At 33.4% G+C, this 11,921-nt stretch carries 7 protein-coding genes; 3 read left to right on the top strand and 4 right to left on the bottom strand.

The features are described from left to right. Positions 1–116 precede the first annotated feature (116 nt). The 4 genes from ygeW to BMUR_RS13285 form a co-directional block, all read right to left on the bottom strand. Positions 117–1,310, bottom strand: coding sequence for a knotted carbamoyltransferase YgeW (ygeW, locus tag BMUR_RS13270; protein ID WP_013115055.1), 1,194 nt, complete (start codon positions 1,308–1,310; stop codon positions 117–119). 48 nt (positions 1,311–1,358) lie between these two features. After that, positions 1,359–2,690 carry a YgeY family selenium metabolism-linked hydrolase gene (locus tag BMUR_RS13275; protein ID WP_013115056.1) on the bottom strand — a complete coding sequence of 444 codons (1,332 nt, stop codon included), beginning with the start codon at positions 2,688–2,690 and terminating at the stop codon, positions 1,359–1,361. A gap of 75 nt (positions 2,691–2,765) precedes the next feature. Beyond that, on the bottom strand, positions 2,766–3,959 hold the full coding sequence (dpaL, locus tag BMUR_RS13280) for a diaminopropionate ammonia-lyase (RefSeq protein WP_013115057.1): 1,194 nt from the start codon (positions 3,957–3,959) through the stop codon (positions 2,766–2,768). Then, positions 3,952–4,605, bottom strand: a complete 654-nt coding sequence (locus BMUR_RS13285; protein WP_013115058.1) for a helix-turn-helix transcriptional regulator — start codon at positions 4,603–4,605, stop codon at positions 3,952–3,954. The genes dpaL and BMUR_RS13285 overlap by 8 nt, the downstream gene beginning before the upstream one ends. 201 nt (positions 4,606–4,806) lie before the next feature. On the opposite strand from BMUR_RS13285, the gene ssnA reads away from it, so the two are divergent. The 3 genes from ssnA (at position 4,807) to xdh (ending at position 11,917) form a co-directional block, all read left to right on the top strand. Then, complete coding sequence (gene ssnA / locus BMUR_RS13290) at positions 4,807–6,138, top strand: putative aminohydrolase SsnA (RefSeq protein ID WP_013115059.1); 1,332 nt, start codon at positions 4,807–4,809, stop codon at positions 6,136–6,138. 127 nt (positions 6,139–6,265) lie between these two features. Next, entirely contained in the window at positions 6,266–9,241 is a 2,976-nt protein-coding gene (gene ygfK, locus BMUR_RS13295) for a putative selenate reductase subunit YgfK (protein ID WP_013115060.1), read from the top strand. Positions 9,242–9,346: 105 nt separating this feature from the next. Continuing rightward, positions 9,347–11,917 (top strand): selenium-dependent xanthine dehydrogenase, encoded by a 2,571-nt coding sequence (xdh, locus tag BMUR_RS13300; protein WP_013115061.1) that lies wholly within the window; start codon positions 9,347–9,349, stop codon positions 11,915–11,917. The last annotated feature ends 4 nt before the right edge of the window (positions 11,918–11,921 follow it).

The following is an 11,921-nucleotide window of genomic DNA, read 5'->3' on the forward strand; positions in this document are numbered from 1 at the left end:
AAAATTAAATTAATTTAATAATATATAATAAGTGCTTTTTTTCACAATATTATAGATATAAAATGGTAAGCACTATTATGTTTAATATAGATACTTACCATTATATTTTTTAATTATTAACAGCCAAATACTCTTGGTTTTCCATCAGAAGCTAATTTGCTTAATATAGCTTGAGGATCTCTGAATTTAGATAAGAATATCATAGCAGCTATAACATAAGGTTTGTAGCTAGCTTGTTTATAAAGAGGAACTCTGTATCTGTCAAATACTGAAGCAGCAACTTCTCCGTCTTTACAGCTAACATCATTGATATCAGCAGGTAAGCAGTGTAAGTATAATGCTTTTCCGTCTTTAGTTTTTTTCATTTTTTCTTCAGTACAGCACCAATCTTTATGCTGAGCATTTTGTTCTAGTAATCTTTTTTCAAGAGCTTTGATACCGTCAGTGTCGCCTTTTCCGTAAAGGTCTGTTCTTTCCTGCATAGCAGCAAAAGGAGCCCAAGATTTAGGATAAACAACATCAGCATTTTCAAAAGCTTCGTCCATACTGTTAGTGATAGTTAATTTAACTCCGGCAGCTTCAGCATTTTTCTTAGCAATAGCTTCAACTTCTGGCATAAGTTCATAACCTTTTGGATAAGCCAAAGCAACATCCATACCCAATCTAGTAAATAAACCAGCAGCACCTTGAGGTACAGATAAAGGTTTACCGTAAGAAGGAGAATAAGCCCAAGTCATAGCAACTTTTTTACCTTTAAGGTTTTCTAATCCGCCTAATTCATGGATAAAGTGAAGTGAGTCAGCCATCATTTGTGTTGGGTGGTCTCTATCACATTGTAAGTTTACCAAAGTAGGAATTTGCTCTAATATTCCGTCATTGTATCCTTGTCTTACAGAATCAGAAACTTCTTTCATGTATTCATGACCTTTACCTATGTACATATCATCTCTGATACCTATAACATCAGCCATAAATGATACCATGTTTGCAGTTTCTCTAACTGTTTCACCATGAGCTATTTGGCTTTTACCTTCGTCCAAGTCCTGAACTTCCAAACCTAAAAGATTACAAGCAGAAGCAAAAGAGAAACGAGTTCTAGTAGAATTATCTCTGAATAAAGAAATACCCAAACCAGAATCAAATACTTTAGTAGAGATGTTGCTTTCTCTTAAAAATCTTAAAGCATCAGCAACAGTCCAAACAGCTTGTAATTCATCAAAAGTTTTGTCCCAAGTTAGGAAGAAATCATTTTTATACATTTTGCCGAATTCAAGGCTGTCTAATTTTGAAATGTATTTTTGTATACTCATATTTAAAAATCCTTTTTAATTTTATTTTTATATTGGTTATTTTTTATATTATTTATTTGCACAGTAAATAGTAGGTACAGCAGCATATAAAGCAGCACAATGAACCAAATCTTGTTTCCAAGTGATTTCATTAGGGGCATGAGCCTGAGCTTCAGCACCAGGTCCGAAACCTATGCAAGGTATTCCATTACGTCCCATAATAGATACGCCATTAGTAGAGAATGTCCATTTATCAGTAAGAGGACGAGCTTTTCTTTCTTTATCTATTTCTGGAGTAGGTCCTATTCTTTCAGTACCATAAAGACCTTTGTATGCTTCTTCTAATGCTTTAGTTACAGCATGATCTTCTGGAATTACCCAAGTAGGGAAGTAGCATTCTATTGGATAAACTAAACCTGTACAAGATGGTCTGTCATAGTTGTACATAGATACTTCAGCACCATATTTTTTTACATTAGGAAGATTTCTAATTTCTTCTAAGCAGCTTTCCCAAGTTTCACCTGCTGTCATTCTTCTGTCTAATGATATAGAGCATGAGTCAGCAACAGCACATCTGCTTGGTGAAGTATAGAAAATTTGAGAAACAGTTACAGTACCTCTTCCTAAGAAGTTAGCTTCTTTATATTGAGGATTGTATTTTTCTTCAAGCATTTTTACTAAGCCTTTGATTTCTGTAGAATCTTTAGCATCATTTTCATTAAGGCTTCTGATGTCCTGAAGTATATCAGCCATTTTATAAATAGCATTGTCTCCCCTTTCTGGAGCAGAACCATGGCAGGAAATACCTTTAACATCTACTCTTATTTCCATTCTTCCTCTTTGACCTCTGTAAATACCGCCGTCAGTAGGTTCAGTAGATATTACAAATTCAGGTTTAATTTTGCTTTCTTTACATATATATTCCCAGCATAATCCGTCGCAGTCTTCTTCTTGTACAGTACCAACAACAACAACTTGATATTTGTCATTTAAAAGACCTAAATCTTTCATTATTTTAGCACCGTAAACACCAGAAACTATACCGCCTTCTTGGTCAGAAGTTCCTCTTCCGCCTATTTCGATATCATTTTCATAACCTTCATAAGGATCAAATTTCCAGTTGTCTTTGTTTCCTATACCAACAGTGTCTATATGAGCATCAATACCTATTAAAGTTTTACCGCTTCCCATATAACCTAAAACATTACCCATAGGATCTATATCAACTTTATCAAATCCTACTTTTTTCATCTCTTCAGCTATTCTTTCGATTACGCCTTTTTCTTCGCAAGATTCACTAGGAATTCTAATTAAATCTCTTAAGAATTTAGTCATATCAGCTTTATAGCCTTCAGCTTTTGCTTTTATTTGTTCAAATTGTTCTTTTGAAATAGCACTCATTATTTTTTATTCTCCCTAATATATATTTTTTATTATTTTCTAATAAAAATTTATTTACAATTTAATTTAATTTAATTATCTATCTTTAGCTTCCCAAACAATGTTTTTCCATCTTATAGGATCAGTATCACCTTCAGTGCTGAATAATAATACTTTGGAATTAGAATCAAGTTTTAATTGTTTTCTTAACTCAGCATATTCATCTTTAAGCATAATAGTAGCCAAAGTACCGAAAGGAGCAGCACCAGACTCACCAGATACAACCTGAGGATCTCCTTTTAATGGAGCAGCAAGCATTCTCATGCCTCTTGCAGCAACTATATCTTCAGCAGCTATAAAGCAGTTAGCATGATTTTTTAGTATGTCCCAAGAAGTAATATTAGGCTCACCGCATGCAAGTCCAGCCATAATAGTATTTAAATCACCTTCTACTATTCTTATTTTACCGTCTCCAGCTTCAGCACCCTTATATAAACAAGCAGCAGCTTCAGCTTCAACTATAACCATTATAGGAGGATTATCTTTATATTTGTTAGAGAAATATCCAACCATAGCACCAGCCAAAGAACCAACACCAGCCTGTACGAATACATGTGTAGGTCTTTCTCCAAACTGTTCATCAGCTTCTAATGCCATAGTGCCGTAGCCTTGCATAATCCAAGCAGGTATTTCTTCATAGCCTTCCCAAGCAGTATCCTGTACAACTACACCGTTTGGAACTTTAGCAGCTTCGGCAGCAGCTTTTCTAACGCATTCATCATAGTTGTATTCTTCTATTGTAGCGGTAGCCCCTTCTGCCTGAATATTTTTTAATCTAGTTTCTGTTGAGCCTTTAGGCATAAAAATTACTGATTTTTGTCCTAATTTATTTGCAGCCCAAGCAACGCCTCTTCCATGATTGCCGTCTGTAGCAGAGAAGAATGTAGCCTGACCGAATTCATCTTTTAATTTTTGAGAAGTAAGTACATCATAGGTAAACTCGCTTACATCTTTTCCCATTTTTTGTGCTATGTATTTAGCCATAGAGTAAGAACCGCCCAATACTTTAAAGGCATTAAGACCAAATCTGTATGATTCGTCTTTTACTTTTACAGTTCTTAAACCCAAATATTTAGCCATTTCTTTTAATTCTGATAATGGTGTTTGTGTGTATTGAGGGAAACTTTGATGAAATGCCTTTGCTTTTTTTACTTCCTCAATAGACATTATTGGTAAATTTTTATCATCTGTTTTAGGCATCTTATTTTCAGCCCATTTAAGCTCACTCATTTATATCCTCCTTTTTTGAATCTATATAATTATATAGAGTGAATTTACTTATTCCAAAATGATTTGATACTTTATCTCCTGATTTTGTTATTAAAAATACTCCAGAATTATTCAAAAACTTTATAGCTCTTATTTTCTCTTCTTTGTTCATTATACTAGCAGGTTTTCCTATTAACTCTTCACTTTTTATTATGAGTTTTTCCATAAGTTCCTGAGCACTATTTGGTATCTCTTCTAATTTTGATTTGTCTTCTGTATTCAAAAGACTTTCTAAATCGCTTTTAAAAGGCATTAAATTAGTTATATCAAAATTTATAGACAGTATATATTTATACTTTCCATTCATATCTTTTATAAATACTGTTGAAGACTTTAATATTTTTCCGTTTGAAGATTTGGTAAGATATGATAAATGATCTACTATAGGTTCTCCTTTTTTTAATTTTTCTATAGTATTTATTACAACATTTGAAGCACCTTCCCCCGTCTTTCTTCCAGTGATTCCTCCGTTAATAATAAAAACTATAGTGTGATCCAAATCATCTTCTTTTAGTTCACGTATACACACTTCGCAGTTATTTCCAAATTGTCTTGCTATACCATGTGCTACACTTATCAATGTTTCAAGTATTATATTAGAGCTCATAAATATCCTAAAATATATTTTTTATGGTTAATTAAATCATCAATAGATACGTTTATAGTATACTAACTTTTTTTTAGATTTTCAAGGAAAAATCTAAATTTTTTTTGAAAATTCGTTGACAAATGTACTTTTTTTAATATCCTATTAAAATATATAGAAAAAAATAATTTCATTAAAATATATAATTTTAGGAGGCAGCTTATGCTATTAATAGGAGGCGGAAAGTTAATCACAAGAGATAATAACATGCCGTTTTTAGAAGACGGTGCTGTTCTTTGTGATGGAAGATTAATTAAAGAAGTGGGAAAAACTTCTGATTTGAAGGCTAAATATAAAGATGCTGAGTATATAGATGCTAAAGGCGGCGTTATTATGCCGGCATTTATAAATGTGCATGAACATATTTACTCTGCTATGGCTAGAGGCTTCAGTATTAATGGCTATAATCCTAAAGGTTTTTTAGAAATATTAGACGGAATGTGGTGGACTATAGACCGAAATCTTACTTTAGAGCAGACAAAACAAAGTGCTATGGCTACCTACATAGAATCAATAAAAAATGGTGTTACTACAGTATTTGACCATCATGCAAGTTTCGGACATATAGAAGGTTCTTTATTTGCTATAGAAGAAGCTGCCAAAATTATGGGTGTGCGTTCTTGTTTATGTTACGAGGTTTCTGATAGGGACGGAGATGCTAAGTCTAAGGCTTCTGTTAAAGAAAATCTTGACTTTATTAAGCATGCTATGGCTGATAAAACTGATATGATTAAAGCTATGATGGGTATGCATGCCTCTTTTACTATTTCTGACAAAACTATGGAAGCATGTATGAAAGATTTACCTGAAGGCATAGGCTGTCATATACATGTTGCTGAAGGTATAGAAGATTTGCATGCCTGTCTTAAAGATCATGGCAAAAGAATAGTTGACAGACTTTATGATTTCAAAGTTTTAGGTCCGAAAACTATACTTGTACATTGTATATATATTAATCCTCATGAAATGGATTTAATAAAAGATACTGATACTATGACTTCTCATAATCCAGAATCTAATATGGGTAATGCCTGCGGATGTCCTCCTACTATGGAATTAATGAAAAAAGGTATATTAACAGGTTTGGGTACTGACGGATATACTCATGATATGACAGAATCATACAAGGTAGCTAATGTTCTTCATAAACATAGTCTTTGCAATCCTAATGCTGCTTGGGGAGAAATACCTCAAATGCTTTTTGAAAATAATGCTAAAATAGCTAACCGTTATTTTGAAACTCCTCTTGGTGTATTAAAAGAAGGTGCAGCTGCTGATGTTATTATAATGGATTATAAAAACTATACAGAGTTAAGCGACAAAAATATCAACGGGCATATATTATTTGGTATGAATGGAGGACATGTTAATACTACTGTTTGTAACGGAGAGGTATTAATGAGAGACAGAAAACTTACAAAAATTGATGAAGAAGCAGCTTATGCCAAAATAAAAGAAGAATCTGATAAACTTTGGAAACAAATCAATAAATAATTAATAATAGACTCTTTATGAATTATACCAAATAATGGATATATGTATTATGTTCATTATTTGGTATTATGTATGTAAGTATGAAGTAAAATAAATAACAGTAATAATTATTTGGAGGAATTATATAATGAGTGATGTAATGACACCTATTCCTTTTGGAAATCTTATGAATTGGGTTTTGGAAGAGAAAAAGACGGGTAAAGTATTTGGTATTTCAAGAGCGTTTAAAGCTGATAAATCTAAATATTATGAAATTTTTGGAAGAAAATTAGAAACTCCCATAGGACCTGCTGCAGGACCTCATACTCAGTTAGCACAAAATATAATAGCTGCATACTATACTGGAAGCAGATTCTTTGAGCTTAAAACAGTACAGAAAATGGACGGAGAAGAATTAAGTAAATGCGTTGCAAAACCTTGTATAGCTGCCAATGATGAATGTTATAACTGCGAATGGTCAACAGAGCTTTATGTACCTCAGGCTTTTGATGAGTATGTTAAAGCTTGGGTGGCTTTAAAAGTTATAGCTAAAGAATGGGATTTAGGAGATATGGACGGCTTTCAGTTTAATATGTCTGTTGGTTATGATTATGAAGGTATTAAACTAGAAAAGATAGACAAGTTTATTGAAGGATTAAAAGACGCTTCTAATACTCCTATATTCAAAGAATGTATAAAGTGGCTCAATGATAATATTGACAGATTTCAAAACTTCAAAAAAGAAGATATTGATAAAATTAATGCTGATGTATGTAATTCTGTTACTTTGTCTACTCTTCATGGATGTCCTCCTACTGAAATAGAAAAAATCGCTTCTTATTTAATCACAGAAAAAAAATTGAATACATTTGTTAAATGCAATCCTACACTTTTAGGTTATGAATATGCTAGAAAAACATTAGATGATATGGGTTATGACTATATATCATTTACAGATTTTCACTTTAAAGATGATTTACAGTATAGCGATGCAGTTCCAATGCTTCAAAGACTTCAAAAATTAGCTTCTGATAATTCTCTTTTATTCGGAGTAAAAATCACCAATACATTCCCAGTAGATGTTAAGCAGAAAGAACTTCCTTCTGAAGAGATGTATATGTCTGGTAAATCATTATTCCCTCTTTCTATGACAGTAGCTTCAAGATTGAGTAAGGATTTTGACGGAAATTTAAGAATATCATACTCCGGCGGATGCGATTATTTCAATATTAATGATGTTATAGATGCAGGAATTTGGCCTGTAACTATTGCTACTACTTTATTAAAAACAGGCGGTTATCAAAGAACTGAGCAAATAGCTAAAAATCTTAAAGAATATAAACCATTTACAAAAATAGATGTTTCTAAAGCTGAAAAAATAGTTGAGGCAAGTAAAAAAGATAAACATCATACAAAACCAATTAAACCTCTTGCAAGCAGAAAAATTAAGAAAAAAGTTCCTTTGGTAGACTGTTATACAGCACCTTGTATGGAAACTTGTCCTATACATCAAGACCTTACAACATATATAAGACTTAATTCTGAAGGCAAATATGATGAATCTTTCAAAGTAATTATAGAAAAAAATGCTATGCCTTTTGCTACTGGTATATTATGTCCTCATACTTGTATGGATACTTGTACAAGACAATTCTATGAAGAGCCTGTAAGTATAAGAGCATGCAAATTAGAGGCTGCTAGAGCTGGTTATAAAAATGTTATATCCACTTTAAAACCTGCTGCTCCTATAGGAAAAAAAGCTGGTATTATAGGTGCTGGACCTGCTGGACTTTCTGCAGCATTTTTCTTGGCTCGTGCTGGGGTAGAAGTTACAGTATTTGATAAGAGAGAAAAAGCTGGAGGAGTTGTTGCTAATATTATACCTAATTTTAGAATAAGTGCTGAAGAGATTGGAAATGATGTAAGTTTATGCACGCAAATGGGCGTAAAATTTGAACTTGGAAAAGAGATAAAAGATATAAAAGAGTTTGCTAAAAATTATGATTATACAGTTGTTTGTATAGGTGCTCATAAAAACATGCCTTTGAAGCTTGAGGCTGGTCAGTCTATAAATGCACTTAAATTCTTAGAAGAGTTCAATAAAACTAACGGTAATGTAGATTTAGGAGAAGATGTAGTAATTATAGGAGGCGGTAATACTGCTATGGACGCTGCCCGTGCTGCTAAGAAAAATAAAGGTGTTAAAAATGTTAGATTAGTTTATAGAAGAACTAAAAGATATATGCCGGCATTAGAAGAAGAGTTAAAAGAGGCTTTAGAGGACGGCGTTGAGTTTATGGAATTACTTGCACCTGTAAAAATAGAAAATGGAAAACTTTTATGTAAGAAAATGGAATTATCAGACTATGATGAAAAAGGCAGAAGAAATGTTGTTGAAACTAGCGAAACAGTAGAAGTTCCTGCAAGTACCGTTATAGCTTCTATAGGCGAGCAGATTGAATCTGAGTTTTATAAATCTAATGGCATAGAAGTTGATGACAGAGGAAGACCAAAATGCAATGCTAATAATGAATCATCTCTCAAAAATGTTTATATCGCTGGAGACGGACTTTACGGAGCTGCTACTATAGTTGAAGCTATAAGAGATGCTAAAGTTATTGCTGAGGCTGTATTAGGAAAAGTAGTTGCTCCTGATTTGCTTTCTGTTTCTACTGAAGAGATTTCTTACAGTAAAAAAGGTAATCTAAAAGAAGTATCAAAAGACCCTGAAGCTAGCAGATGTTTAACCTGCGACTATATATGTGAAAGCTGTGCTGAGGTTTGTCCTAATAGAGCGAATATATCAGTTAAAGTAGAAGGCGGAGCTAAAATATCACAGATTATACATGTTGACTATATGTGTAATGAATGCGGAAACTGCGAAACATTCTGTCCTTATAGTTCTGCTCCTTATAAAGATAAGTTTACATTATTTGCCACTGCAGATGATATGAAAAACTCTAAAAATGACGGTTTCTTATTCCTAGATAAAGAAGGTAATGCTAAACTTAGAATAGACGGAAAAGAAGAAGCATATAAAGCTGGATGTTCTAAAAACTTTAATGGAGTTTATAGTATAGTCGATAGTGTATTTAATAACTATAAATATCTTATATTGAAATAATTTTTGGGTTTTTATTATTATATAATAGCATAACAGTGGGGAATATAAATCTCCATTGTTATGTTTATTTTCATTAATTATTATAAAAATGGGAGGCAATTTTATATGGGTGAGAGCGTTAATATTATCATTAATGGCAAAGAGATGAGCTTTGACTCTGACAGAAAATTAATGGATGTTCTTAGAAATGACTGCAAGTGCAAATCTGTAAAAGACGGCTGTTCTGAAGGAGCATGCGGAACTTGTACTGTTTTAATAGATGGAAAGCCAACTAAAGCATGTATACAAACTATAGGAAGACTTCAGGGAAAAAGTGTACAAACTATAGAAGGTTTTACTCAAAGAGAAAAAGATGTATATTCTCATGCTTTTGCAGTTGCTGGTGCTGTTCAATGCGGATTCTGTATACCGGGTATGGTTATATGTGCTAAAGGCTTAATAGATAAAAATAATAATCCTACTAGACTTGAAATAGTTGCTGCTATAAAAAATAATATTTGCAGATGTACCGGATATAAAAAAATTATTGATGCTGTAGAATTAGCAGCTAAAATGATAAGAGAAAATATTGATGTTAAAGACTACAAAGGAAAGGTAAAATTAGGCGACAGAAATATTGCAAGAATAGACGCTAAAGAAAAAGCCTTAGGTACTGGTGAATACTGTGATGATGTTGAAATAGAAGGTATGCTTTATGGTGTTGCTGTTAGAACTAAATATCCTAGAGCTAAAATATTAAAAATAGATACAAGCGAAGCAAAGGCTTTAAAAGGTGTAGTTGATGTTATTACTGCTAAAGATTTGCCGGGGGCTAAAAAAATAGGTCATATTTTCCATGACTGGGACGTGCTTATAGGCGAGGGTGAGACTACAAGATTTATAGCTGACGGACTAGCTTTGATTGTTGCTGAAGATGAAAACACTGCAAAAAAAGCTAGAGATTTAGTAAAAGTAGAATATGAAGAACTTCCTTTGGTAAGAAATCCAGAAGAGGCTATGAAAGCAGATGCTCCTTTAGTTCATGAAGAGAGAGAAAGCAATCTTCTTACTCATGAAAGATTAGTTAAAGGAAATGCTGACGAGGTAATAGCAAAATCAAAATATAAAGTTACAAGGCATTATGAGCTTCCTTGGACAGAGCATGCTTTTATGGAAGCTGAAGTTGCTGTTGCTATGCCTTTTAATGACGGTGTATTTATATATTCGAGCGATCAAAGTGTTTATGATACTAAAAGAGAAGTTTCTATGGCTTTGGGAATAGAGCCGGATAAGGTTGTAGTAGAAAATAAATATGTAGGCGGCGGTTTCGGCGGTAAGGAAGATATGAGTGTTCAGCATTATGCTGCTATAATGGCATACAGAACAAAAAGACCTGTTAAGTTCAAACTTACAAGACAGGAAAGTATTAATTGGCACCCAAAACGTCACCCTATGAGTATAGATATGACTACTGCCTGTGATGAAAACGGTATACTTACTGCTATGAAAGCTACTTTAATTACTGATGCTGGGGCTTATGCTTCTTTATCTGGTCCTGTACTTCAAAGAGCCTGTACTCATGCTGCTGGTCCTTATAATTATCAGGTTATAGATATAGACGGTAAATCTTTCTATACTAATAATCCTCCTACTGGACCTTTCAGAGGATTTGGAGTGCCTCAGTCTTGCTTTGCTACTGAAATGAATATAAACCTGCTTGCTGAAATGTGCGGATTAGATCCTTGGGAGATAAGATATAGAAATGCTATACGTCCGGGTCAGGTACTTCCTAATTATCAAATAGCTGATGAAGCTACTGGACTTGTAGAAACATTAGAGGCGGTTAAAGATATATATTATAATAATAAAAATGTAGGTATAGCTTGTGCTTTGAAAAACTCTGGTGTAGGTGTTGGACTTCCAGATACTGGAAGAGTTCGTTTGGTTGTAGAAGATGAAAAAGTACATGTATATTCTGCGGCTTCTTGTATAGGTCAGGGTATTGCTACTGTGCTTTATCAGATAGCAGGAGAAACTCTTGATTTAGATGATGATAAAATAATAGTTCATCAGCCTAATACGGCTACCTCTCCAGACTCTGGTACTACTTCAGGTTCAAGACAAACTCTTATAACAGGTGAGGCTTGTAAAAGGGCTTGTGAGGATCTTAAAAAAGAGCTTGATAAAGGAAAAACTTTAAAAGATTTGGAAGGTAAAGAGTTTTATGGTGAATGGCTTACTATAACTGATAAAATGGGCGTTGATAAACCGCATCCTATTTCGCATGTTGCTTATAGTTATGCTACTCAGGTTTGTATACTTAATGATGATGGTACTATACAAAAAATAGTTGCAGCTCATGATATAGGAAAGGCTATTAACCCTATAGCTTTGGAAGGTCAAATTGAAGGCGGTGTTGTAATGTCTTTAGGTTATGCTCTTACAGAAAAATTCCCGCTTGAAAATTGCGTGCCTAAAGTAAAATTTGGTACTTTAGGTTTATTTAGAGCTGATAAAACTCCTGATGTTGAATCTATTATTATAGAAAAACCGGGTGTACCTTATGGTTATGGGGCTACTGGTATAGGTGAGATTTCTAGTATACCTACTGCTCCTGCTGTTGCTTTGGCATATTACAAATTTAATGGTGAGTTCCAAACAGAACTTCCGCTTAAAAATACTCCTTATTCAAAATAATTTA

The organism is Brachyspira murdochii DSM 12563, assembly GCF_000092845.1.
GTDB classification, from domain to species: domain Bacteria; phylum Spirochaetota; class Brachyspiria; order Brachyspirales; family Brachyspiraceae; genus Brachyspira; species Brachyspira murdochii.

What these genes read in the sequence shown, in the direction of transcription:
- dpaL (WP_013115057.1), bottom strand. Translation starts at nt 3,959, where the DNA reads ATGAGTGAGCTTAAATGGGCTGAAAATAAGATGCCTAAAACAGATGAT.
- ygeW (WP_013115055.1), bottom strand. Translation starts at nt 1,310, where the DNA reads ATGAGTATACAAAAATACATTTCAAAATTAGACAGCCTTGAATTCGGC.
- ssnA (WP_013115059.1), top strand. Translation starts at nt 4,807, where the DNA reads ATGCTATTAATAGGAGGCGGAAAGTTAATCACAAGAGATAATAACATG.
- BMUR_RS13275 (WP_013115056.1), bottom strand. Translation starts at nt 2,690, where the DNA reads ATGAGTGCTATTTCAAAAGAACAATTTGAACAAATAAAAGCAAAAGCT.
- BMUR_RS13285 (WP_013115058.1), bottom strand. Translation starts at nt 4,605, where the DNA reads ATGAGCTCTAATATAATACTTGAAACATTGATAAGTGTAGCACATGGT.
- xdh (WP_013115061.1), top strand. Translation starts at nt 9,347, where the DNA reads ATGGGTGAGAGCGTTAATATTATCATTAATGGCAAAGAGATGAGCTTT.
- ygfK (WP_013115060.1), top strand. Translation starts at nt 6,266, where the DNA reads ATGAGTGATGTAATGACACCTATTCCTTTTGGAAATCTTATGAATTGG.